Origin of the sequence: Yeguia hominis (genome assembly GCF_014384705.1) — a bacterium.
GTDB lineage: Bacteria > Bacillota > Clostridia > Oscillospirales > Acutalibacteraceae > Yeguia > Yeguia hominis.
This window is the reverse complement of record NZ_JACRSN010000012.1, coordinates 24,802-47,223: the sequence shown is the minus strand read 5'-3', so window position 1 is coordinate 47,223 and position 22,422 is coordinate 24,802. Positions and strand designations below refer to the sequence as shown.

The window sequence follows — 22,422 nt, the reverse complement described above, 5'->3', positions numbered from 1 at the left end:
CCTTGATGTGCGATCCCTGTGCAGGCTTTTCTGCAAAGGGCAGGCTCCACTGCAAATTTTCCAAGTGCCTCGCTTCTGGATAATCGGAAACGCGATCTGCGCAAACCGGCTTCTTGATTCGGTCTGCCGGAGATTCTTCCCGCTTTTTGCACTTCAATTGGACAAAAACGTTTATGAATCCGGCAGCAATTGGAGACATCTGCCCTTCAAACTGAACCGTTAAAAAACAGCATCCGCATGGTTTGATTCCATCCGGATGCTGTTTCTGTTGCCGGGTTTTCCCGGCAGTGATTTAAGAGTTTCGCACGGTCCGCACGGATTTCGCAGGCGGCCGCTCAATACGCAAAACCGAACTGGATTTCAAGCCACTCCAGGCAAAGAGAAACCCAAGAGCGGACATGCGGATCTTCTGCGTTGACCTCTTTGGTGCAAACCGACATGCCATGCACACCGTGCGGATAAATATGGCACTCAAACGGAACGCCGTTTTTCCGGAGCGCTGACGCAAACAGCAGGGTGTTTTCCACCGGGACGGTTTCGTCATCAAAAGTATGCCACAAAAACACTGGCGGCGTTTCCGGCGTCACTTGCGTTTCCAGCGACCAGAACGCCTGCCGCGGATCGCCTTCTTCTGCACCAGAGACATTACGGATCGACTCCCGGTGCCCTTCCGGCCCGGCCGTAATCACCGGATAGCATAAAATTGCTGCATCCGGACGGGCCTGTCTGCCCGTTATTCCGCACATTTTCTGAAGCTTCGGATTTCCCCACAAGGTCGCAATGCTCGCCGCAAGATGACCGCCCGCTGAAAATCCGCACACGGCGATCTTGCTGGAATCCACCATCCAATCCGCCGCATGCGCACGAATTTCCATCAGCGTGCGCGCAGCAGAAGCCAGCGGCTGCATATTGGCCGCTTCTTCTAAAACCGGGTAAAAAGCCACAAATACCTGATAGCCTTTTTCGAACAGGGGAATGGCAACCGGATCTGCCTCCCGGTCGGAACAAAACGCATATGCGCCTCCCGGAAAAATCACAACTGCAGGCCGCGCTGCCCGAGACGGCGCCTGCCCTTCAAGCGGATCATGAAGATACGCCACTACCCTGGTTCCATAGTCCAGAGAAAACTCGATCTGTTTCAAACGTTTGCCCTCCTTTTTCCTTGCGGCCGCCTAAGCTTCCGGATTTCTGAGATTTACCATAGCGGAGAGGGATACTGTCCGCTTTCGACCCGCGCAAGGAGCTCTTTTTGCACCGCAGCACGGTCCTCGTGATAGGTAATGCCAAACCACTTTTCCTGCGTCGGGAAAACCCGAACGCGGCACTGCCCCTGTGCAATCATCTCGCAGACAATTGAAGGCAGGAAATATTCTGCCTTACAGAGCGTTTCGCGATTTTCATCGAGGAAAGTCCGGAACCGCACTTCTGCTGCCTGTAAAAACGAAGGCGGAAAGCACCAGCAGTTCATGGACACCATCGTGTTTTCATCCATCGCATGCCAGACGCCATCTTCTTCATATTCTATCGCATCTCCATGACGCAGGATCTTCGTCCGCTCGGTCACGGACTGCAAAAGGCCGTCCTGCCCGGTCTGGCATACACCGCGCGAGACCGATCCGTTTTCCGTCAGCGTGTTTTTCAGGATATATCCGGCCATACAGAATTCTTCCGTCGAAGTCGGATCCACCGTTTCCGCCCAATCCGCCAAAAGCCGAAACGCTTCCGGGCCGTAATAGTCGTCCGCATTGATGACAGCAAACGGCTCCTGCACAACGTCCGCACAGCAAAGAACCGCATGTCCTGTTCCCCACGGTTTCACACGTCCTTCCGGAACTGTATATCCATCCGGAAGACGGTCAAGCTCCTGAAACACATATTCCACCGGAACCAGCTGGGACACCGCATCGCCGACCTGTTCCCGAAAAATTTGTTCGTGCTCTTTTCGAATGATAAAAACGACCTTATGAAATCCGGCCCGAACCGCGTCGTAAATCGAATAGTCCATAATCCGCTCTCCGTGCGGTCCCATTCCATCGACCTGCTTGAGCCCGCCGTAACGGCTTCCCAGACCCGCCGCCATGATTACCAGTGTTTTATTCATGCCGTTTTCCTGCCCTTCTGCGATTTCATGACTCTTTTGATTATAACCGACTGAATAAAAAAAGCAATCCCCCCTTCCGTGTTTCCTAAAAATCTTTTCTGAAACAGAAGTTTTCTTCTTCATCCATTTGAAAAATATTCTGCCGTTGACAGATTTTATGCAGAAGGTTACAATAGACACGAGAACAAGATCCTTTAAAAAGAGGAGGGACCGCGATGAACTTTGCCTATTTACATCCGGCTGATCAGCTTGTCATGATTATGCAACGCATCTATGAGCGCGGAATGACCACAACCTCCGGCGGGAACCTGTCCATTCTGGACGATGACGGAAATATCTGGATTACGCCCGCCGGTATTGACAAAGGAACGCTCAGCCGCGCGGATATCATCTGTGTAAAAAAGGACGGAACCTGCGAGGGAATTCACAAGCCTTCGTCTGAACTTCCGTTTCACGCTTCGATTTATAAGCGCCGTCCGGACATCCGTGCTGTTTTGCACGCACACCCGCCTGCGCTGGTAGCCTTCTCCATTGCGCGCAAGCTGCCGGACGTCGACCTGCTTTCCTCGGTCCGAAAGACCTGCGGCGAGCTTTCCATGGCCACTTACGCAGTACCGGGAAGCAATCAGCTGGGCGAAAATATTGCACACGAATTCGAAAAAGGCATCAATATCGTGCTTCTCGAAAATCACGGCGTCTGCATCGGCGCCCAAGATCTCTTTGCCGCCTTCATGGCCTTTGAAACGCTCGAATACAGTGCAAGTCTCGAAATTGTCGCCAATAAAATCGGCACGCCGAATCCCATTCCGGCAGAGGAATTTGCCATCACGCAAACCCGCAACCATCTTTTGATGGATGATTTCATTCCCAAAACCCACTCTACCGAGGAATGCGCCGCCCGCCGGGATATGATTACCTTTATCCACCGTTCGTACCGGCAAGGGCTGTTCAACGCGACACACGGGACCTATTCCGTAAAGCTCGCGGACGGTTCTTTTCTCATTACGCCGTTTGGCTTTGACCGTGCATATTTGCAGGAAGAAGATCTCGTTCGTATCAAGGCCGGCATGAAAGAACAGGGCAAAATTCCGTCCCGCGCGGTCAAATTCCACGAAGCCATTTATCAGGAAAACCCGGAGATCGGTGCGATTCTGATCGCGCACCCGCTGCATATGATGGCGTTCGCAGTAACGGATGCGGATTTTGATCCGCGTACCATTCCGGAAAGTTATATTTTCCTGCGGGAGGTCCGGAAGGAACCCTTCGAGGAGATCTATACCTATCCCGCTGCCGCCGCCAAAAAATTCAACCGCCACACGCCGGTCATCCTCTATAAAAACGACTGCGTCGCCGTAACCGGCGAAACCCTTCTGCAGGCCTTTGACCGCTTGGAAGTTGCCGAAGCAACCGCCAACTCCATCATCGCTTCCAGCGATCTCGGTCCGGTCGTTCATATCACCGCCCAGGAAATTGACGAATTGAAAGAAGCTTTCCATCTAAAAGACTAAACGTAAAAAAGTCGCGGACACGTTTCGTGATGTACGAAAAGAATTGCGGATAACTGGTAACCGGAAGGTATGACGCCTTCCGGTTATCGCTGTTTTCACGGTTTTTGCGCGGTCTGTGCGGTCAGCCGGCTTTGTAATTCCGCCTGCAGACGGAATGTGCTGCAGATCGCAATTGCGTTCCCGGCAAAGTTCCCGCACATCTATTTTGGGAAGCGGTTTCGAAACAAATTTTCGCTTCTGCAGAAGCTGCGTCCGTTCCGGCTCATAATCGCCAAAACTGTACGCTTCAGCGTTATTCTGCACGCCACTTTTCTACAGGCAGCAAAAATTCTGGTTCCATTTGCAGTCTCCGGTCATCCTTGCAAATCCGGATCGTTGCTGGTATAATGGCCTTGCAAGTTAGATGGTGCTAACCAACGGCCCCATAATACAAAAAGCGCTCTGCTTCTCCATAAAGAGCATGTGGGTCTTCCCCACGCCTTTTACAGCGGCGGCCGAATGCCGCCATTCGTTCCATGGACGAACACTTTGATTTTGAAATCACGCCGAAGCCGTTTCCTGAACTTCTGTTTATAGAACGCATAACGCCCCTTTTTAGAGGCGCTTTCAGATGGAGTATCGGAATGGATTGGCTTCGGAATTTCATTGCGTGCAAACAGAGAAAGGAGCCTGTCTTATGGAAGCCTTTTGGGGAATTTTGATCCCATTTCTCGGCACCTCGCTCGGGGCAGCGTGCGTGTTCTTTATGAAAAAATCTTTTCGCGATGTCGTACAGCGCGCACTGACCGGATTTGCCGCCGGCGTCATGGTAGCCGCTTCGGTGTGGAGTTTACTGATTCCTGCAATCGAACGATCGGCAGCTATGGAAAAGTTCGCCTTTTTCCCTGCCGCTCTCGGGTTCTGGGTCGGCGTTCTGTTCTTACTTGCTCTTGACCACATGATCCCCCATCTGCACGCAAAAAGCGGACAGCCGGAAGGCCCAAAAAGCCGGCTTCAGCGCACAACCATGATGATTTTAGCCGTAACACTCCACAATATTCCGGAAGGCATGGCCGTCGGCGTGGTATACGCCGGGTATCTCTCCGGCGATACACAGATTACAGCGGCCGGGGCACTGGCGTTGTCATTGGGAATCGCTATTCAGAACTTTCCGGAAGGAGCGATTATTTCTATGCCGCTGCGGGCGGAGGGCATGCATAAAGGCAGAGCTTTTCGGAACGGTCTGCTCTCCGGTGTGGTAGAACCCGTCGGGGCGGTGTTGACGATTTTGGCAGCACAGCTGATCGTTCCGGCGCTTCCGTATCTTCTGAGTTTTGCCGCCGGGGCTATGCTCTATGTTGTGGTGGAGGAGCTGATCCCAGAGATGTCTCAGGGCAGTCATTCCAATACCGGCACGATATGGTTTGCCGTCGGCTTCAGCGTAATGATGATGTTGGATGTCGCACTTGGATAATCTCAAATTCAAAAAAACAGGAACAGCCGTGAAGCCACAGCCCTATAAGGCGATAGTGGGTGCAAGGCAGAAAGCACAGCTGCGGCGAATGGTGGACTTCAAGTTTACCCGCCATCCGTCTCTCAATTTGCCGGAAGAACGGCTGACAGCCATTGAAAAGCAGCTCGGAGAGCGCACAAGAGAGCTGCTCTCCATTCCGGTTCAGAGAAGCGCAAAGCGCAAAAATGAGCCGGAAAGATGATCCGTCTGCGGTATGGGAGCAACCCCGTACCGCAGATACTTATCAGCCGCCCATACAGACCAGTATGAGATTCCCGTAAAAAATACCACCTATGTTCTTAAAACAACCACCTATCGAGAATCGGTAGAAATCGGTTCTTGATTTTCCTATACTGTAACCGTAGCGAGGAGGTGAACCGATGCAAATTGAAATCAAGATAGACGAAAAATGCAAAGAGCCAAAAATCATCGTGATGACGGACAAAATGACCGATGAAGTCAATGCAATCATAAAAAGACTGTCAGACGAGCAGCCGCAGGTCATTGCCGGATTCAGGGAGGATGTGGTCGAGGTTCTGGAACCGTCTGAAATCTACCGTGTTTTTGCTGAATCAGGTAAGGTGTTTGCCGAGACAAATCACGGCGAGTATGCGCTCCGCCTGAGGCTATACGAGGCGGAACAACGGCTTGACAGCAAGACTTTTGTCCGAATATCAAACTCGGATATTATCAATCTGAGAAAGGTCAAGAGCTTTGATTTGAGCTTTGTCGGGACAATTTGCATTACGCTTTCAAACGGTACGGTTACTTATGTTTCACGGCGATCCGTCGCCAAAATCAAACAACTGTTAGGAATGTGAGGTGGCAGAAATGAAGAAAAAACTGATTGGACGAGGAGTAATTGGTTTCCCTGTTGGCATTGCAATCGGATATGTCATTACGGTGATTATCTCAATCTGTATTGGGGATGGCTTCTTCCATCCGGTCAATCCAGAGCTTGTGAATAAAATGGGGAGCGAATTAAATGCGGTTCTCATTCAAACCGGTCTGAGCGGAATAATGGGCACAGGCTTTGCAATGGCTTCGGTTATTTGGGAAATTGATTCGTGGAGTCTTGCAAAGCAAAGCGGGGTTTATTTTGCAATTGCTTGCGTGATTATGTTCCCCATCTCTTATTTTGCCAACTGGATGCCCCATTCGACCGGTGGAATTCTGTCTTATGTAGGTATATTCGTAGCGATCTTCCTCGCTGCTTGGGTAACTCAGTATTCTGTGTGGAAAAGGAAGATTAAAAAAATGAACGAAGGCATTAAGGATAATAACGATATGAATTGATCCCGCCGCTTTGCATCCTGCGCTTTGTTTTAACAACAGAATAAACCACATACATAGGACAAGTCTTTTTTCTGGCAAGGTGTTCTGTGCAGATTGCGGTTCAAAGCTCCACTTCTGTGCTGCCAAAAGTCTGAACGCAAATCAAGAGAATTACCGGTGCGCCAACTACAAAAGCGGTAGAGGAAATTGTCAGATACACTATATCCGTAATGTGGTGCTTGAAAAAATCGTGCTGGAAGCAATCAACAGCTTGGCGGACTTCGTGAGGTGCTATGAGCCGGTTTTCTTTACTTGATGGCGCAGAAAGACATCGTATCCAAGCGGACAGAAATCAGTAAGCACAAGGCTACTATTGAAAACGGAAGGCGTCGTATTCAAGATCTTGACAAGCAGATTGAGCGCATCTATGAAGATCAAGTCCTTGGTAATATATATCTGCCGAACGCTATGCAAGAATGTCAGTCAATTACGAGAACGAACAGCGCACCCTTATCAATAAGGTGGCGGAGGATGAAAAGAAACTTGCCTGCATTGAACAGACGAGCCTTGACTTGAAAACCTTATTGAAAGTTCTGCGAAGCAGTACATCTTTCGAAGAATTGACACCAACCCTTGTGAATTCTCTGATCCGCAGAATAGAGGTTCATAACAATGACAAATCAAGCGGGCACTGCTATGTGAAGGTGGACATCTACTTCACAGCTATCGGACTGATTGACATTCCAATAGAGGACGAAATCAAAAGTCTTATGGCTAAAATCAAAACAAATCCCCAGGAATACAGATTTACCGCTTGAAAAAGAGAAAACATCCTTATGGGGCTTTGGCAGATGAGATGGTGTTCCTGTTTTTGATTTCCATTTACAGCTTCCAGCCGACAGCCTGCTTCTTTCCGCCGACAAAGTCTGCATAAATACCGGGTTCGGCGATCAGCTGCTCGTGCTTGCCTTGCTGTACAATATGGCCGTGGTCGATAACCAAAATCTGATCGGCATGACGCACGGTTTTCAGACGGTGCGCGATCATGATGATGGTCTTGTTGCGCTTCAAGGCTTCAATGGTTTTTTTGCAGCTGGTCCTCATTTTCCGGATCTACATTGGCAGTCGCCTCGTCCAGAATGACGATCGGCGCGTTTTTCAGCATGGCGCGCAATGGAAATGCGCTGCTTTTCGCCGCCGGAAAGGCTCGCGCCGCCTTCTCCGATCACAGTTTGATACCCCTCTGGCAGACTTTCGATGAAGTCATCGCAGCAGGCGGCTTTCGCCGCAGCTACAACTTCGTCATGCGTTGCATTCGGTCTGCCGAATTTAATATTGTTTTCAATCGTGTCCGCAAACAGATACACAGTTTGAAACACCACGCTGATTTGATCCATGAGAGATGCAAGGGTATAATCCTTCACATCATAGCCGCCGATTTTTACGCTGCCGCTGTCCGTATCCCAAAATCGGGCGATCAGGTTGCAGAACGTCGTCTTGCCGCTTCCGGAGGGATCAATGACCGCAGTGGTGGTTTTGTCTGGAATCGTCACGGAAATATCGTGCAGGATCGGCTTCCGCTCATAGGAAAAGCCCACATGGTCAAAGACGATCTCATGGCTTTCGGGCTTCAGTGCCTTTCCGTTTTCGTCCATGCGCGGCATCTCCTCGGTGGCCGCTGTGCGGTCAATGGCAGCTGCCGCCAGGCGCAGCATGGAAACGCTCATGCCGAATGCTTTAATCTGATTGAATACCAGAAAGGACATGACCAGCATCATCAGCGCATTGGCAAGGCTCATTGCGCCGTTAATCCAAAGCAAAACGGCTGCAAGCATCATGCCGATTCCGGCAATCTGCAAAACGGCTTCCTGTAAAGCGGTATAGGGCGTCAGAATGTCCGATACCTCCACATTGCTGCGGCGGTTATATTCCAGTGCATCCTGCAGTTTTTTGTCGCCTTTGCCCGTAAGATTGAAGGATTTGATCACGCTCATGCCCTGAACCGTTTCCAAAACGGCTTCGATCAGCGCTGTCTGCGATTTTTGCGTATCATTGACAATCGCTGCAGACTTTTTCTCCATTGCGGAAACCGCACACAGATACAGGACGATCCCCGCAAGAACAATGAGCCCGATTCGCCAGTCAAAAACGAGGATCAGCGCTGCAAACACGGCGGTCGTAATCAAACCGCCGAGAATGTTTACCAACACCATCGGAACCATGCTCTCAATACTGCCGACAACCGTCGTGCATACACCCGAAATCTGACCGAGGCTGTTCTCGTTAAAGAAGCCCATCGGCACGCTTTTCAGCCGGTTAGCGATGGAGATCCGGCGATCCGCCGCCATAAAGTAACCGGCGTGCGTCTGCAGCATTTTGGAAAAGCTCGCACTCACGGCACCGCCGAAAATTGCAATCAATTCGCAGAGCAGCGCGATCCATGCGGTTTTTGTGTTTTTCTCCCCGCTTGTCAGCGCGAGTACAATAAAGTAAATCGCCGCTACCTGAAACATTTACAGTATGGCGTTTAAAAAGCCCACTGCCACGGATTTGTTGATGTTCTGGGTCTCATTTCCGGCAAAATGCCAAATTTTGTAAAACGCTTCGATCATTCTGCGTCACCATCCTTTGTCCGATATGCGCCTGCCACATTTCACGGTAGAGCGCGCAGCTTTCAAGCAGTTCTTCATGCTTGCCCTGTGCTTCGATATGACCATTCTGCACCACGGCGATCCGATCCGCACCCGTAATTGTGGAGAGCCGGCGGGCGATTACAATAACCATTTTGTTTTCGACCAGCTTTGCCGCCGCTTTTTGAATGATTGCTTCGTTTGCGGGGTCGATATACGCCGTCGCCGCATCCAGAATGATGACTGGGGCGTCTTTCAGCATGGCGCGGGCGATGGCAATCCGCTGCCGTTCACCGCCGGAAAGATGGGCGCCGCCTCCGCCGACTATCGTATCAAATCCATTTTCCAAGTCGTGGATAAAGCTGCCAGCATTGTGCGCCGCTGCTTCTACCTCGGCATCGCTTGCGTCTCTTCGCCCCATGCGGATATTTTCCCGGACGGTGTCGTCAAACAAGTAGTTGTCCTGCGAAACAAAGGCCACCTGGTCATAAAGCTCATCGAGCGGAATTTCCTTCAAATCGTGTCCGCCCGTCGTAATCGTGCCGTTTTTTACATCCCAAAAGCCCGCAATAAACTTTGCAATCGTGGATTTGCCGGAACCGGAGGAGCCGACAAGTGCCGTCATGCGGTTCTGCGGAATCGATAGGCTGACATTATGCAGAATTTCCTGGTCATCGTGATAGCCAAATGAAATATTTTTGACCTCGATGCTGTGATCGGTAAATGCGACACGCCGTGTACCGTGTTCCTGTTCCTCGGCTTTCAGAATTTCATCCACCTGAGAAACCGTCGTGCCGACCTGCGCCAGCGTGTCCACAAAATTAAATGCAGCCACAACCGGCGCTGCCATGCCGAGCGCGAGGATGATGACCGTGACAAACGTTTCTAATTGCCGCCCGCGCCGTTGTGAAAATTCTTTTTACCGCCGAGGTCCGTACGCCAGTCTGAAAGGAAAGCAACATATTGCTGCTGCACGTGCGTCCAGACGGACTCGCATCTTTCCGGCGGATAGTACAGGGCTATTTTCTCCCGGATCTGCTTTTTGCAAGACTTGGAGTACAGTACATAACAGCTTCGGTCAAATTGTAATTCGTTGTCTTTCATATCTGCTCCTTTTCGAGACGATGGCGGTGCGTGCTGCTATCGCACATGCAGCCGCTGCAAAGCACGACCATCCGCACGGCTTTTTTGCGAATTCAAAATGCTTCATGTCCCGTCTCCGTCTCTATTTTTTCAATATATCCGTGATTTTCGCAAAGTCCTCCTTGGACTCCTTAAAACAGGGCAGCATACAGTAGCAATGCACCATTTTGGGCCGAGCAAAGGCGGTATAGGGAACCCCCGCACGCTTGCAAGCCGCTTCAAAATCCGGCAGAGCGCCGTAGAGCACCTCGTCCGCGGAATAAAAGAAGTGGATATCCCCCGTGCCGGAAAAATCCCCCCGGGAACCGGAAATCATATAGTCCGGTACATTTTTCTCTCCGTGGCGCATGAATTTTTCCACTGTGACCATAAAAGCATAGTCAATGGCCACATCCTTTGCATTCAGCGCCTGCATTCTTGTCTTTTCAGCGTCGTTCCACGGTACCTCTCCGGGAGAAACGGCGACAATATGCCGCGGCTGCGGCAATGGATCGGGATGCGCATTGTTGTGTGCGGCAATTCCCAGAGCCAGCGCTCCGCCGGAGGAAAACCCACAGGTACTGACGTTTCCGCCGCCGTACGTCGCGATCATTTGGCAATAGCATGCATAGACCATGTCGTAAGTCTCGGTAATGCAGTGCTCCGTACAGAGCGGATAGAACGGAAACCATACATCACAGCCGGTATCCCGCATCAGCTTACGCATCACGGGAAGATCCCCCTGATCGGGGCCAATGACCATACCACCGCCGAAAAAGTAAAGGATTGCACGCGCGGACGGCTTGGGATTTGCCCGAACAATCAGGCAGGGGAAATCTTTGACTGTGATCGTTTCATAGTAAGCCTTGTGATCCGTCGGTGTGAAAACACCGCGGTGACGATTCTGTTTATCAATGACCTTTCGTATTTCGTGCTCCGGCAAACCAAAGGCCTTTTTGGCGCCGACGAGCCGATAAACGCCCCGCAGCACCGCCGCAAAAGCACTCATAATCCGTCCTCCTTTTTGAAGCTTATTCTTTCATCCGGTTCGCCCACTGTCCCGGGTAACAGGCCAGCTGTTTCTTCTATTGCAGGTCTGCGCACAAATCACCGGGTCGGGTTCCGTTCTAAAAAATATTTTCCAGCGTTCTGCTTTAGAGATTTTATTCCAGCATCGCGTTCCGAATCTGCGGTCGTCTATGTTTTGTCCTCGTTTTCAAGCGGCTTCTGTGCCGTGACGCAAAGCCAGCCCTTCGTGTTTTTTTGTATCTCGCTCTTACGGAAGCCGGTCTGTTCCAGATACGCTTTTAGCTGAACATCCCGGTAGATGGTCATTCCGTCGATTTTCTCTGTCCACTTGTTCTCCTGTTCGGTTTCTCCGCTGCACGCATTGCAGATCAGGAAGATGCCGCCGGGCTTCAGCACGCGGGAAACTTCCCGGAAACATTGATACAGATCGGGCCAGAAGTAGACCGTCTCAAAGGCCGTAACCGCATCAAACCAATCTTTTGCAAAGACCATTTTTTCTACGCTGCCCTGCCACACCACACATCGGCCGTCGTGGATTGCTTTTGCGTTTCGTTTTTTGCTTTTTCCACGCTGACAGCGGCGTAATCAACGCTTTTCACAATGCCCTTCGGACAAGTTTTCAGAAGGGTTTCGATATTTGCCCCACCGCCACAGCCGCAGTCCAGCACCTTTGCATCTGCGGAAAGATTTAGGAAGTTCATTCCCCAACCGGCTAAAGCGCGATGTCCAATATTCATCATGGACACCATCAGTTTTCCACCCAAGCCCACCGGCCTGCGGGTGTTCTCAAAGAATGACATCTTGCCGCCTCCTCAGCTTCTCTCAAGGACAACGATTTTATTGGAGATCTTCCGCACAGCGGGGATCTTTCCCAGCACTTTATAGATAGGGACAAATGCAGCCATTCCTTCGGTCAGGCTGTGTTCTTCCACAAACCGAAAGTCCGGCAGCAGTTCGGCCAGACCCGCGCCATTTTTCACGCCCCATGTAAATTTTGCATGGCTTGCATCAATGGACTTTTCTTTAAACCGCTTGACAATCATAGGATTCATCGTTTCCACAAATACCGTTGCCTGCCGAAACCGGTTGGCGATCACGGTGAAGATACGACGCACCTCTGCTTCGCGCAGATACATGGTCAGACCCTCGATCACAATTAGCACCGGGGCACCCTTTTCTTCGATCTTGCATCCCCAATCATCCATGGCGGACATCGCAATCTGCGAAACCGCTCCGCTTTCCGGCAGGAGTTTTTCCCGCACTGCGATGACCTCCGGCAGATCGAGATTGTACCAATGCGCGTATCCGCGCATTCGATAGCACCGGGTATCCAGCCCGCAGGCGATGTTTCCCACAGCCGCGTCAGAATGTCCGGCCAGCCAATCTGATACCAATCGGTCCAGTACGATCGTACGGGCAACCACGCCGCTGCGCATGGCGGTGTCCTTGTCTGCAAGAGAAAAATCATAATTTAGTTTACCGATGAGTTCCTCAGCTTTCGGATCGCGGATTGCGCCGCGGCCTTCACTCTCTTTGGCTCTGGCATAAACGGTTTGCAGCATCGTCTCCGGAACCCCGGAGAGCGCGATGGGTTCGTTCATAGGGGATTTCTCCTTTCCGGCAGACAAGTCCTGCGATCCTTTTCACGGTCTCGATGGTCCCGTCCGCGTATCTTCTCTCCGGCCGTGTCTTCTGGTTGGAGACTGTTTTCATTTTTTGTCCGTGCTCGATCATACGAGTCATGGTAGTCTCCTTTCCATATGGCTTCTCACATAGTTAGATCAAACTAACCGATTTGGTTTTGAAAAGCCGCATCTCTGCGGCCTTCCGCTTTTATGGAAATTATTCTTTGCAAGCCGCCTGCAGCAGCGGTTTCAATGCCTGCGGATACAGGATGTCGAGCTGCTCCTGAATCAGAAACAGTTCAAATCCGTCCGTACACGGCGGCAGCGGCCAATTTCATTCCGCCCTTTGGCACAAGACCGTACTGCGCAGGCAACTCCCGCGTATGCGCCCCTGAAATATGACCGAATCAGTTTATCTGGTCATACTGTAGCATAAATCCGTTTCGTTTGCAATAGGCAAGCGACTTTTCACGCCCTTTTTGCCGTATGTTGTCGTACTGCAAACGGAATTTTCACAGGACGGCTTTCGATGTACCGTGAGCTGTCCTTTTCTTACGCCCTTTCATTTTTCAAAAACAGCCAAAACAGGGAGCATCTTCCATTTCCTTTTACTAGAATAAAAGTAGACGGAAGGCGCCGCACTTTCAGGAGCGGACGTTGAGCGGAACGGACGCGGTGCCTTCCCGTCAAAATGCATTTTAGGAGGAAGTTCTATGAAAAAGATCAACTGGCGTGTCCGCTTTCTAAACCCGGTTTTCTGGTGGAATTTTGCCGCTGCAATGCTCCTGCCGGCACTGACGTATCTGGGAATCGAGTGGAAAGATCTGACTACCTGGGCAAAGCTTTGGGAAACACTTCAAAAAATTGCGGAAAACCCCGCCATCCTGAGCGCAACGGCCATTTCAATTTGGAATCTCATTCAGGATCCAACAACTGTGGGGCTTTGTGACAGCGCCCGCGCGCTGGGATACCGGGAGCCAGGCGGCGGAGGAGGAGAAAAAGAATGACGGAAATTCTCATCGCGCTGATCACAGGCGGTCTGGCGCTCATCGGATCTGCAATCGGAGTGTTTTCCGGGATCAAAACCGGCCAGAAGGTGACAGAGGTTAAGCTGGAGGAGTTGACCCGCGAAGTGCGGGAACACAATCACTTTGCCAAGCGGATCCCGGTAGTTGAAGAGCAGATCAAGGTTCTCAACCATCGAATCGAAGATTTAGAAAGGAAGTAGCGGTATGAAGAAACAATTTGGCGTCGATGTCTCAAGCTGGCAGAGCGGCGTTGACTACAGAAAAGCGGTGCAGGAAGGCGGTGTGCAGTTCGCAATTCTGCGCGCATCTTTCGGCTGGGAATCCGGTCAGAAGGACAATCAGTTTGAAACACACTACCGGGGATTTTCTGCGCAAAAAATTCCGTTGGGGGCATATCATTACAGCTATGCCACAACGGAAGCGGAAGCCCGGAAAGAAGCGGCATTTTTCCTGCAATGCATCCGGGGAAAACAGTTTTCCCTGCCGTGCTACCTGGATGTCGAAGACAAAAGCCAGCAGGCACTCAGCCGCAGCGCCCTGACCGGAATTGTCAAAGCCTGGTGCGAAGCGGTAGAAGCAGCCGGCTACCGTGCGGGGGTCTATACCGGCGAATACTGGATCCGCGACCGGATGGACGCAAAGACCCTGTTCCCGAAATATGCACTGTGGATCGCATCATGGGGCAGCCAAAAGCCGTCAGATTGTCAGATGTGGCAGTTTGGAGGCAGCACCAACCTCTTGCGAAGCAAAACAGTAGCCGGATTTACGGGCACGGTCGATCAAAATTATCTGTATGAGGCATCCGGTGTCACGGCGGAAAAGCCGAAAGCAGAAAATCCGAAAGCAGAGAAAAGCTGCCGGGTGACCGGAGATTGGGTCAACCTGCGGGAAGACGCCCATACGGGCGCCAAAATTCTCAAGACGCTGCCGGAAGGCACAACGGTTGTCTGGCTGCTCGATGACGGCTGGGGCTGGTCGAAGGTCCGGCATGGAACGCAAACGGGCTTTATGAGCAATCAATACCTGAGCCGAAAGGGTCTAAGCGCATATAAGGCCGGAATTTGCAATGGGACAGCGGTCAATGTGCGGGAAACGCCGTCTTTAGAAGGGAAGGTGCTTTATCAGATTGGAAAAGGAGAACGCTTTACGGTGATCTCCATTCTGCCGAACGGCTGGCTGCATGTCGAGCTTCGCGGGTCGGAAGCCTATCTTTATTTTGACAAAAGCTATCTGACAATCTGAGAAAAGCAAATCGGCATACAGCTGATAAAGGCGGCAGCAACCACCGACATGTGCGGGCGCCTTAAGCAAGATACTGGCTTCTCTGAAAGCGCGGCATGCCAGCCGGCCGCTGGACGCTTGCCGGAAAGCGCAGTACGGAGTTTCCCCGTGTGGAAAACAGCAAAAAGAAAGCCAGCGTTGTTCAGACGCTGGCTTTTTCATACCTTTTTTAATACCCGGCCTGCCGGTTGACCACATGCGACAAGGGGCGCTGATTCCGGATTTCATGCTTTGTGGACATATAGTCTTGTCATCTCTGCATGTGCGCCTTCCTGCTGCACCATGCAGAGGAACTGGAATCCATACCGCTCGTAAAAACCGGTATGGTCTGTGAGCAGATACAGGGTATCAATCCCCTGCCTTTTCATATCGTCGCACGCATACTGCAGCAATGCGCCTGCAATTCCTTGGCAGCGCTTCTCCGGTTCCGTATATACGGCACAGAGATTGGGGGCAAGGTCTTTCCTGACGTGAAAGTCGTTTTCAATCACGCCTAAGCCCGCAATCATCCGGTCGCCTTCCATACCCAGATACCACTGCGGAACCGGATGAACGCCTTGCAGGCACGCTTCCATACTTTCCCGATACGCACCAATCGGAATCTTCCACTTTTCGTGGAACCATTGCGCCGCCTGCTCCATTTTTTCCGGGCAATCCGACAGCCTGACAATTTGAACCGGCATGCAGCCGCCTCCCCTCTGTATTAGACGGATGCATCCAAATCGAACAGGACATCCGCATAATTTTTCACGAAATATTTTTTAATTTTCCGGCCTCTTTCCAAAATCGTATGGCCTTCTTGCTCCAGCTTTTCTCGTTGCGCCTCGATGCCGCCGGGATACTTTTCGTTTAACTCGCCGTTTGCCTTAAGCGTCCTCCAATACGGCGTCGGATCCTCAGCTCGCTGGACGCTTGCCCAGGCGGCAATCGATACAAAAATCCCCGCTGTCATGGGATCTGTAAAATCTGCACCATTCTTTTGGGCAAAGAATTCGCGGATTTTTCCCACTGTAATGACCCGGCCGGAAGGAATTCGTTTCATCACATGATCATAATCCTCCGGCGGTGCCAAAAACATTCTGTCTCCGCCGTACTTGGCAACGCTTTTGGGATCCGTAATGATTTGCATTTTGGGCATATCCTTCCGATTGTGCAGCATTGCGTTAAAGTCTTTTTTCTCGTTCTTTGCCACCGCCGCCACCTCCAAATAAAGCTATGCTTCATTTTTTGCCGATGCAATCCAGTTGTTAAAAGGCCTCCGCTTTCTGGCGTTTCAAACCGTTGTAAGCAGGTCACGGACTGCATTTAGCAAGCAAGATTCTTCTGCTCCCACTTGCGGAGTTCTGCCAGCTGTTCCGGTGTATGGAACCAATGCTCTCCCGCTTCATAGACGGTCAGCACCGCACGGCAGTCCTTCACAAAATTCCCCATCGTTTCCCGGCTGGTCAGATGGTCTTTCCCTGCGAAAAGGACTGCGGTCGGCGTTTTCCAGTCGGAGACAGGATGTTCCCGTACCCAAGACAAATAGTTCCAGGAAAGCGTTTGTCCGAAACTTGTCGGAATTTCGCCCTTCAGACGAAGCTGCTCTTCTGTCACGCCAGCCCAATTCATCATGTCCAGCATCAGCTTTTCCATATTCACAACCGGCGACACAAACAGCGCTTTTTCAATTGTCCGATCGGCCAGCGCAAGCATGGAAAAATATGCGCCGATACTATTTGCCCGCAAAGAAATGGTTTTCCACCGCGGCTGCATCCATTCCAGTACCGCTTGCAGTTCCGGCACGATCACCCATGGATAAAATCCCGGCACATCGCGCCTCGCGCCATGTCCGGCAAATCGATTCCCAGCACCTGTCTTCCTGCAGGTACGGCAACTTCAGCGAACTGCCCCGCCTCTTCTTTGCAGCCGCCCTGCCCCTGAAGAAAAAGCCACACCGTTTCGCTCGGCTCCCCATATAGAACAGCGGGAATCGAATGAATCTCCATTTTTTCTGTACGCATGCTCCCTTTCCTTTCCAGAACATGTTGTTTGATCAGCGCTGCTCTGCATAAACCGGCACGCTGCCGCCAGACCCATTTCCGCCGTGTGACCATCCGGAAGCTTGCGAATTTTCCGATTTCGCATCCTATTTTTATTGGGGCTTGCGTCTGCCCAGATAGCGAAACACCTGTGCCCGATACTGCAAATAGGGGCTTCCAAACGTCTTTGCGAGATAGGACTCTTCCTGTAAAGTCTGCAGATGCAGCATCACGACTGCAAAGACGGTAAATCCTGTTGTCAGGAAATCCCCATACAGCAACAACACACCGACATACATCAGATCAAATCCCAAAAAACGCCGGATTCCGGCTAAATTTATAAATTCCATCCGTGACCAGTCTGGTTTTGTCTTCGTCCGGAATGCCGGCACGCCAGCTGTCTTTCATGCAGATTACAGAACACAAAAAGATCGCATCCCCGATCATTCCAATCCAAAATCCCGTAAACCGTGCGTTGGCAGGCATCCAGTTCCACTGAAAAACGATGGACAACAACTGCGCTGCCACGACCCCCAGCGTCGCAACCGACATCAGGACTTCTACCGTATGCACACGACGCTCTTTTCTGCGTTCAATCTGGCGCGTCTGAATGCCCGCCCGTTTTTGCAGCAGCATTTTTGTAAAATAAATCCCATAAAAAACAGCCAGCACCAAAAGCGCTAAAAGCGGATAGGGAAGACGTTCTTCAAACGGAACTTTCATATCCTGCCGCCATCCTTTCTGCCATTCTGTATGCTGTAATCCTAGATCTTTCGATTGTCAAGACGACTTTGTGCCAAACTGCGATAACGTTTTTATGCACGCTTTTTCACGGTGACATTGAGCACTACATACAGCCCCACAAGCACTGCAATGGCGCCAATCAAAATCGCATACATGGTAGGAATCCCGACTGCGGTTCCAAAAAAATACAGATTGCAGTCGACACTGTCGCGGATTGCTTCCACGACTTCTTCCGGAAAGCCGACCCGGGCCATTTCCGCAAACACGCCGCGCAGTGTATGATTCCGCAGGAGCGAAGTTCCATATGTACCGGGCAAAAAGGAAAGCACCTTCTGCAGCCCGTCAGAAAAATTGGAAATCGGCATATATGCCCCGCAGAGAAATCCGTATCCTGCGCTGACCACGGTCCCGATTGCACTCGCCTGGCCGCTGGTGGAGAGCAGAAAAATCAAACAGGAGGAAAGCGCCGTCCCAAACAGTACAAGCAGCACCACATCTGCCAGCAGCGCCGCTACATCTCCTGCACACAAATACCAGCCGACTATGGCCAAATATCCCAGACAGATACCCGTTGCTGCAAAACAGATGATCAGCGTTGTCAGCATTGTGGACAAATAATAGCTCAGCGCCAATGTCGCAGGCTTCAGCGGTGCGATCGTCAGATCGCGGCGCGCACCGCTGACCTTATCTTGCACCATCAAAAGATTCGAGCAAAATGCGACCGTGACACAACTGACCGCCAGCAAAGAGGAAATCAGCTGGCCTCCTACGCAGCCATGCAGCGTTTCATCCGAAACCGACGCTCCGGCGGCCTCCAAGGCAGAACGAAAGGAATCTTCGTAAATATTGTTCAAGAAGGTGCCATATAACACCAGCAGAATCACCGGTGTAATCAAAGAGGTAAAGAACATGCCTTTATCTTTAAAATACAACCTTGTGTTGCGCCCGATCAGCGCGCCCAAACCGGTCATTCTTTTGCACCTCCTGTCAGTTTTTTCCCTGTGACGGCAAGAAACACATCGTCCATTTTTCCTTTTGTGATTTCATAATCCCGAAACAGCTCCGGATGCTGTAAAATCAACTTTGTCGCCGCGGCCGTATTCGGCACCGAAACCCGATAGGCGTCCCGGAGCTTTTCTATCGGGGTGCCCAGCTTTTGGACATCCGCTTCTTCCACACCATAAAGCGTGATAAAATCCCCGGTATAGGTATTTTTCAGCTGCAGCGGCGTCCCCTCTGCGGCAATTTTCCCCTGATCCAAAAGGATCACATAATCTGCATCCGCCGCCTCTTCCATATAGTGCGTCGTCAGAAAAACCGTCATCTTTTCTTCTTTCCGAAGCCTGCCGATCACCTGCCACAAAAGGTTCCGGGTCTGCGGATCAAGTCCTGTGGTCGGTTCGTCCAAAATCAGAATTTTGGGGTTGTGCAGTAACGCTCTGGCGATATCGATCCGTCTGCGCTGACCGCCGGATAACTTTCCGACCGGACGTTTCAGCAAAGATTTAAAATCCAGCAATGCCGTCAGCTCCGCAAGGCGCTTTTGGAACGCATTTCCATGGATTCCATAAAGAGCAGCCCGGCTTTTCAGGTTTTCCTGCACCGACAACTGCTGATCAAGCACAGAATTTTGAAATACTACGCCAAGGCTCCGGTGCACTGCATCCGGATTCGTCTCCGGATCCATCCCGCAGATTGCCACTTCGCCGCCGTCCTTTTTCAGCTGCCCGCAGAGAATGTTGATGGTTGTGGATTTTCCCGCACCATTCACGCCCAAAAAGGCAAACAGCTCTCCCTCTTTCACGTGGAAGCTCAAATCCTGCACCGCTTTGACGCTGCCAAACTGTTTTTGCAGCTGGCTAATTTCGATCACATGCTCCACTGTATTCCCTCCGTTCTGCTTTCGGTCAAAGCATCAACTGCCTGTTATTTCTACTGATCCGCCATATTATGAATAGAAGCGATTTTTCTTATAACGCGGCAAACACTTGGCCGCCCTTCTTTTTCAGCCATCTGTAAAGCAACACTACCAGCGCCAACGTTACTGCAATAAAGCAAAGCAGGTATCCCGAAAAGCCCAGCTGATATCCCACTATAACATATCCGATAAACAGGATCACGGCATAGAGAGAACCATTCAGCAGCGCCAGCATGACGCCGGTATTTTGCTTGATCGGCGTAATTTCATTGGTCCATACCAGATTCGGCATCTTTAGTCCGATAAACAGCCCGAGCAGCGCCGAAAACAGCACATACAGCAGCAAAAGCAAGAGGGTAAGGAGCATCTGCACCCCGGAATACGGATAAATCAGGGCAATACACAAACTGCAGAACAGCACCGGCAGTCCTGTCAAAATCAGCTGCACCTCCAGCTTTGCCTGCAAGACCTGCCACGGCGTTACCGGAAGAGACTGCAAAAGCCATAAACTCCTGCCCTCCAGCGAAATCGAAGGTGCCGCCATATCATTCATGGAAGCCAGCATACAGATTACCGCACAAAAGAGCATCGGCGTGATGCCTGTTTCTGTATCGAACACCTGATTCAGTGCAGAAATCAGCTCTCCGCCCTTGACCAGCAGGGCGATTCCCGCAATCGGCAGCAGCAGAATTCCGAGACCGCAGTTGAGCATATAGTTCGGGCTGGCTGTAAAACGGGAAAACTCTTTGGAAAGCAGCGCGGCGTGAATGCCCTTCTGCTTTGCGGCGTGTTCTTTGTATACCTTTTTGGCGGTACGTCCGGAAGCGGTTGCGATTTTCAAAAAACTGCGGGAAATCAAAATCCACATCAGCGCAAACAACAGCAGAATCACTACCGACACCAGCAGCATTGCAACACCATCTCCGACCGCAACGCTGCCAAAAAGATAAACCGGATAGGCTGCACCTTTAATTTTCTCACCGTAAGCAGCCGCATTTGCAATTAAATCATTGATCACGGTCTGTGCCTTAAAGTAGAAAAAGTAGTAGGCGCTAATAAACACCAAAGAAATGAACACCGTGATAAAGCTTTTATTTTTGAGTTTTAAGCTAATTTTCGCAACCACCCATCCAAGCGCCGCGGAAAGCGTCAACACAAAAATGGAAACCAGCAGCAGAAGAAGCAAAGAACCGAAAATCACGCCGGCGCTTGCCGAAACCATAACCCAATAAACGATCACCGCCGGAAGGATCACCACGCCGGAATACATCAGGCCCATCAGGTACACGCCGAGCAGTCTGGCAGTCATGATCACCTTTACCGGAATCGGCATCGAAAGCAGAAGGTCATTATCTTTGGCAAGATAAAGGCCCGAATAGGTATTGAACACGCTGCCAAACGCGCCCAACAAAATGGAGAGCAAACCCATAATCGCAAAATACAGCCAGTCCATTCCCGCAGCCGCCATCGCGCCGCAGACAGAATACGAAAGATAGGAAAACATCCCGCCGAGAAGGCCCACCATCAACACAATGAAAAGCAGGATATACGCAAGTGTCGCGCCCTTGGAACGCGCCCGATTTTTCTTCGGGTCATAAAAATAGCTTCGGAAAATTTCTGTCATCTGCTTTTTTAAAAGGACCTTCAGCATGATTCTCCCTCCAGTTCCAAAAAGACCTGTTCCAGAGAGTCGTCGCCCTTGACCTCTTCCATCGTTCCGGAACGGATCAGCTTTCCGCCTTTGATAATAGCCACCTTGTCACAAAGCTTTTCTGCTACTTCGAGGACATGCGTAGAAAAGAAAATTGCACCGCCTGCATCACAAAGTTCGCGCATCATGCCTTTGAGCAAATGCGCCGCTTTCGGATCGAGCCCGACAAACGGTTCATCCATGATAATCAGCTTCGGCTGATGCAGCCACGCAGCAATAATCGCCAGCTTCTGCTTCATGCCGTGCGAATACGCCGCAATCGGCTGTGCAAGATCGCTCGTCAGTTCAAACCGATCCGCGTAATCCCGAATCCGTGCCTGTCGGTCCGCCGCGCTCACGCCGAATATATCGCCGATGAAATTCAGGTATTTGATTCCCGACAGATATTCATACAAATCCGGGTTGTCCGGAATATAGGCGAGTTCCCGTTTACAGGCAAGCGGATCTTCCCAAATGGACTTTCCGTCAATCCGAATCTCGCCCGCATCAAACTGCAGAATGCCCACCGTGCATTTCAGGGTCGTTGTTTTTCCCGCGCCGTTATGACCGATAAAGCCATAGATTTCGCCGGACTGGATTTGCAGACTCAAATCGTCCACAGCCTTTTTCTCTCCGTAAAGTTTGGTCAAATGTTCAATGGTCAGCATACTGTCTTCCTCCTGTCTGTATTGCTTCCTTCGTCGTTCTATTTGAACGCGAACCGCAAGATTCCAGATCTTTTATTGATCCGCGTGGTTTGTCCTGTAAAGCTCCGCACAAAATTCTTTTCTGCCGCAGGGCGGGCAAGTCCTGGCTTGCCCAAGCCGCCTTGCGCACAGGCCGAAACACCCACTGCGGGCAAAGATCGGCCCACTTTCAAATCGCGCTGCGGTCTCGATTTTTCTCTCTAAAAAGTCATCCGCGCTTTTCTACAGCTGCTTCTATCTTGGATGAAATT

Annotated in this window: 26 protein-coding genes and 2 pseudogenes; 10 read left to right on the top strand and 18 right to left on the bottom strand. The window is 51.0% G+C overall.

Translation table 11 applies throughout. The annotated features are described in order from the left end of the window. Window positions 1-335 precede the first annotated feature (335 nt). Window positions 336-1,142 carry an alpha/beta hydrolase gene (locus IAG03_RS08870; protein WP_249319765.1) on the bottom strand — a complete coding sequence of 269 codons (807 nt, stop codon included), beginning with the start codon at window positions 1,140-1,142 and terminating at the stop codon, window positions 336-338. Window positions 1,143-1,195: 53 nt separating this feature from the next. Beyond that, the gene (locus IAG03_RS08865; RefSeq protein WP_249319764.1) at window positions 1,196-2,101 is read right to left on the bottom strand and encodes a sugar phosphate nucleotidyltransferase; all 906 of its coding nucleotides are present in this window, start codon (window positions 2,099-2,101) and stop codon (window positions 1,196-1,198) included. Between the two features lie 215 nt (window positions 2,102-2,316). Between IAG03_RS08865 and IAG03_RS08860 the strand changes: the two genes are divergently transcribed. The 7 genes from IAG03_RS08860 (at window position 2,317) to IAG03_RS08835 (ending at window position 7,194) form a co-directional block, all read left to right on the top strand. Further along, window positions 2,317-3,609, top strand: coding sequence for a class II aldolase/adducin family protein (locus IAG03_RS08860; RefSeq protein WP_249319763.1), 1,293 nt, complete (start codon window positions 2,317-2,319; stop codon window positions 3,607-3,609). 676 nt (window positions 3,610-4,285) lie between these two features. Next, a complete protein-coding gene (locus tag IAG03_RS08855; protein WP_249319762.1) occupies window positions 4,286-5,062 on the top strand; it encodes a ZIP family metal transporter in 777 nt (258 codons plus the stop codon). Beyond that, entirely contained in the window at window positions 5,055-5,303 is a 249-nt protein-coding gene (locus IAG03_RS08850; RefSeq protein ID WP_249319761.1) for a hypothetical protein, read from the top strand. Before IAG03_RS08855 ends, IAG03_RS08850 begins: the two co-directional genes overlap by 8 nt. A 178-nt stretch (window positions 5,304-5,481) precedes the next feature. Continuing rightward, window positions 5,482-5,922 carry a LytTR family DNA-binding domain-containing protein gene (locus IAG03_RS08845; RefSeq protein ID WP_249319760.1) on the top strand — a complete coding sequence of 147 codons (441 nt, stop codon included), beginning with the start codon at window positions 5,482-5,484 and terminating at the stop codon, window positions 5,920-5,922. A gap of 10 nt (window positions 5,923-5,932) precedes the next feature. Continuing rightward, complete coding sequence (locus IAG03_RS08840) at window positions 5,933-6,397, top strand: DUF3021 domain-containing protein (protein WP_249319759.1); 465 nt, start codon at window positions 5,933-5,935, stop codon at window positions 6,395-6,397. Between the two features lie 10 nt (window positions 6,398-6,407). Beyond that, window positions 6,408-6,692 carry a recombinase zinc ribbon domain-containing protein gene (locus IAG03_RS14570; protein WP_430472449.1) on the top strand — a complete coding sequence of 95 codons (285 nt, stop codon included), beginning with the start codon at window positions 6,408-6,410 and terminating at the stop codon, window positions 6,690-6,692. A 160-nt stretch (window positions 6,693-6,852) separates the two neighbouring features. Further along, a complete protein-coding gene (locus tag IAG03_RS08835; protein ID WP_249319758.1) occupies window positions 6,853-7,194 on the top strand; it encodes a DUF4368 domain-containing protein in 342 nt (113 codons plus the stop codon). Between the two features lie 64 nt (window positions 7,195-7,258). Here IAG03_RS08835 and IAG03_RS08830 read toward each other — a convergent pair. The 6 genes and pseudogenes from IAG03_RS08830 to IAG03_RS08805 all read right to left on the bottom strand — a co-directional run bounded on the left by IAG03_RS08830 (window position 7,259) and on the right by IAG03_RS08805 (window position 12,758). Further along, window positions 7,259-8,988: pseudogene (locus IAG03_RS08830) on the bottom strand (ABC transporter ATP-binding protein). Beyond that, window positions 8,945-9,841 (bottom strand): ABC transporter ATP-binding protein, encoded by an 897-nt coding sequence (locus tag IAG03_RS08825; RefSeq protein ID WP_346726129.1) that lies wholly within the window; start codon window positions 9,839-9,841, stop codon window positions 8,945-8,947. Before IAG03_RS08825 ends, IAG03_RS08830 begins: the two are co-directional and overlap by 44 nt. A gap of 50 nt (window positions 9,842-9,891) precedes the next feature. After that, complete coding sequence (locus IAG03_RS08820) at window positions 9,892-10,110, bottom strand: hypothetical protein (protein WP_249319757.1); 219 nt, start codon at window positions 10,108-10,110, stop codon at window positions 9,892-9,894. Between the two features lie 121 nt (window positions 10,111-10,231). After that, a complete protein-coding gene (locus IAG03_RS08815; protein WP_249319756.1) occupies window positions 10,232-11,137 on the bottom strand; it encodes an alpha/beta hydrolase in 906 nt (301 codons plus the stop codon). Window positions 11,138-11,325: 188 nt separating this feature from the next. Continuing rightward, a pseudogene (locus IAG03_RS08810) lies at window positions 11,326-11,957 on the bottom strand (class I SAM-dependent methyltransferase). A 12-nt stretch (window positions 11,958-11,969) separates the two neighbouring features. Continuing rightward, window positions 11,970-12,758, bottom strand: a complete 789-nt coding sequence (locus IAG03_RS08805) for a class I SAM-dependent methyltransferase (protein ID WP_249319755.1) — start codon at window positions 12,756-12,758, stop codon at window positions 11,970-11,972. A 737-nt stretch (window positions 12,759-13,495) separates the two neighbouring features. Between IAG03_RS08805 and IAG03_RS08800 the strand changes: the two genes are divergently transcribed. The 3 genes from IAG03_RS08800 to IAG03_RS08790 are packed head-to-tail and all read left to right on the top strand — an operon-like array spanning window position 13,496 to window position 15,052. Beyond that, window positions 13,496-13,789, top strand: a complete 294-nt coding sequence (locus IAG03_RS08800; protein WP_249319754.1) for a phage holin — start codon at window positions 13,496-13,498, stop codon at window positions 13,787-13,789. Beyond that, entirely contained in the window at window positions 13,786-14,010 is a 225-nt protein-coding gene (locus tag IAG03_RS08795) for a hypothetical protein (RefSeq protein ID WP_249319753.1), read from the top strand. Before IAG03_RS08800 ends, IAG03_RS08795 begins: the two co-directional genes overlap by 4 nt. A gap of 4 nt (window positions 14,011-14,014) precedes the next feature. Beyond that, complete coding sequence (locus IAG03_RS08790) at window positions 14,015-15,052, top strand: GH25 family lysozyme (RefSeq protein WP_249319752.1); 1,038 nt, start codon at window positions 14,015-14,017, stop codon at window positions 15,050-15,052. 263 nt (window positions 15,053-15,315) lie between these two features. On the opposite strand, the gene IAG03_RS08785 is transcribed toward IAG03_RS08790, so the two are convergent. From IAG03_RS08785 to IAG03_RS08745, 10 genes are all read right to left on the bottom strand, one after another. Then, entirely contained in the window at window positions 15,316-15,774 is a 459-nt protein-coding gene (locus IAG03_RS08785) for a GNAT family N-acetyltransferase (protein WP_249319751.1), read from the bottom strand. Between the two features lie 20 nt (window positions 15,775-15,794). Continuing rightward, window positions 15,795-16,283: an MGMT family protein gene (locus IAG03_RS08780; protein WP_249319750.1), complete on the bottom strand. Its 489-nt coding sequence runs from the start codon at window positions 16,281-16,283 to the stop codon at window positions 15,795-15,797. A 113-nt stretch (window positions 16,284-16,396) separates the two neighbouring features. Beyond that, window positions 16,397-16,903 carry an alpha/beta hydrolase gene (locus tag IAG03_RS08775; RefSeq protein ID WP_346726128.1) on the bottom strand — a complete coding sequence of 169 codons (507 nt, stop codon included), beginning with the start codon at window positions 16,901-16,903 and terminating at the stop codon, window positions 16,397-16,399. Then, complete coding sequence (locus tag IAG03_RS14430; protein WP_346726127.1) at window positions 16,879-17,094, bottom strand: hypothetical protein; 216 nt, start codon at window positions 17,092-17,094, stop codon at window positions 16,879-16,881. The genes IAG03_RS08775 and IAG03_RS14430 overlap by 25 nt, the downstream gene beginning before the upstream one ends. Before the next feature lie 131 nt (window positions 17,095-17,225). Beyond that, the gene (locus tag IAG03_RS08770; RefSeq protein WP_249319749.1) at window positions 17,226-17,426 is read right to left on the bottom strand and encodes a methyltransferase family protein; all 201 of its coding nucleotides are present in this window, start codon (window positions 17,424-17,426) and stop codon (window positions 17,226-17,228) included. After that, window positions 17,416-17,835 (bottom strand): hypothetical protein, encoded by a 420-nt coding sequence (locus tag IAG03_RS08765; protein WP_249319748.1) that lies wholly within the window; start codon window positions 17,833-17,835, stop codon window positions 17,416-17,418. The genes IAG03_RS08770 and IAG03_RS08765 overlap by 11 nt, the downstream gene beginning before the upstream one ends. 92 nt (window positions 17,836-17,927) lie before the next feature. After that, the gene (locus tag IAG03_RS08760) at window positions 17,928-18,827 is read right to left on the bottom strand and encodes an ABC transporter permease (protein WP_249319747.1); all 900 of its coding nucleotides are present in this window, start codon (window positions 18,825-18,827) and stop codon (window positions 17,928-17,930) included. Further along, a complete protein-coding gene (locus tag IAG03_RS08755; protein ID WP_249319746.1) occupies window positions 18,824-19,738 on the bottom strand; it encodes an ATP-binding cassette domain-containing protein in 915 nt (304 codons plus the stop codon). The genes IAG03_RS08760 and IAG03_RS08755 overlap by 4 nt, the downstream gene beginning before the upstream one ends. Window positions 19,739-19,826: 88 nt before the next feature. Beyond that, the gene (locus tag IAG03_RS08750; RefSeq protein ID WP_249319745.1) at window positions 19,827-21,425 is read right to left on the bottom strand and encodes a hypothetical protein; all 1,599 of its coding nucleotides are present in this window, start codon (window positions 21,423-21,425) and stop codon (window positions 19,827-19,829) included. Further along, window positions 21,419-22,132, bottom strand: coding sequence for an ABC transporter ATP-binding protein (locus IAG03_RS08745; RefSeq protein ID WP_249319744.1), 714 nt, complete (start codon window positions 22,130-22,132; stop codon window positions 21,419-21,421). The genes IAG03_RS08750 and IAG03_RS08745 overlap by 7 nt, the downstream gene beginning before the upstream one ends. Window positions 22,133-22,422: the final 290 nt, after the last annotated feature.

Bases quoted from the DNA above. Each gene is read 5' to 3' on its own strand.
- IAG03_RS08845 (WP_249319760.1), top strand. From the start codon at position 5,482: ATGCAAATTGAAATCAAGATAGACGAAAAATGCAAAGAGCCAAAAATC.
- IAG03_RS08795 (WP_249319753.1), top strand. From the start codon at position 13,786: ATGACGGAAATTCTCATCGCGCTGATCACAGGCGGTCTGGCGCTCATC.
- IAG03_RS08820 (WP_249319757.1), bottom strand. From the start codon at position 10,110: ATGAAAGACAACGAATTACAATTTGACCGAAGCTGTTATGTACTGTAC.
- IAG03_RS08860 (WP_249319763.1), top strand. From the start codon at position 2,317: ATGAACTTTGCCTATTTACATCCGGCTGATCAGCTTGTCATGATTATG.
- IAG03_RS08745 (WP_249319744.1), bottom strand. From the start codon at position 22,132: ATGCTGACCATTGAACATTTGACCAAACTTTACGGAGAGAAAAAGGCT.
- IAG03_RS08835 (WP_249319758.1), top strand. From the start codon at position 6,853: ATGTCAGTCAATTACGAGAACGAACAGCGCACCCTTATCAATAAGGTG.
- IAG03_RS08855 (WP_249319762.1), top strand. From the start codon at position 4,286: ATGGAAGCCTTTTGGGGAATTTTGATCCCATTTCTCGGCACCTCGCTC.
- IAG03_RS08785 (WP_249319751.1), bottom strand. From the start codon at position 15,774: ATGCCGGTTCAAATTGTCAGGCTGTCGGATTGCCCGGAAAAAATGGAG.
- IAG03_RS08760 (WP_249319747.1), bottom strand. From the start codon at position 18,827: ATGACCGGTTTGGGCGCGCTGATCGGGCGCAACACAAGGTTGTATTTT.
- IAG03_RS08790 (WP_249319752.1), top strand. From the start codon at position 14,015: ATGAAGAAACAATTTGGCGTCGATGTCTCAAGCTGGCAGAGCGGCGTT.
- IAG03_RS08865 (WP_249319764.1), bottom strand. From the start codon at position 2,101: ATGAATAAAACACTGGTAATCATGGCGGCGGGTCTGGGAAGCCGTTAC.
- IAG03_RS08840 (WP_249319759.1), top strand. From the start codon at position 5,933: ATGAAGAAAAAACTGATTGGACGAGGAGTAATTGGTTTCCCTGTTGGC.
- IAG03_RS08815 (WP_249319756.1), bottom strand. From the start codon at position 11,137: ATGAGTGCTTTTGCGGCGGTGCTGCGGGGCGTTTATCGGCTCGTCGGC.
- IAG03_RS08800 (WP_249319754.1), top strand. From the start codon at position 13,496: ATGAAAAAGATCAACTGGCGTGTCCGCTTTCTAAACCCGGTTTTCTGG.
- IAG03_RS08765 (WP_249319748.1), bottom strand. From the start codon at position 17,835: ATGAAAGTTCCGTTTGAAGAACGTCTTCCCTATCCGCTTTTAGCGCTT.
- IAG03_RS08805 (WP_249319755.1), bottom strand. From the start codon at position 12,758: ATGAACGAACCCATCGCGCTCTCCGGGGTTCCGGAGACGATGCTGCAA.
- IAG03_RS14430 (WP_346726127.1), bottom strand. From the start codon at position 17,094: ATGCGTACAGAAAAAATGGAGATTCATTCGATTCCCGCTGTTCTATAT.
- IAG03_RS08750 (WP_249319745.1), bottom strand. From the start codon at position 21,425: ATGCTGAAGGTCCTTTTAAAAAAGCAGATGACAGAAATTTTCCGAAGC.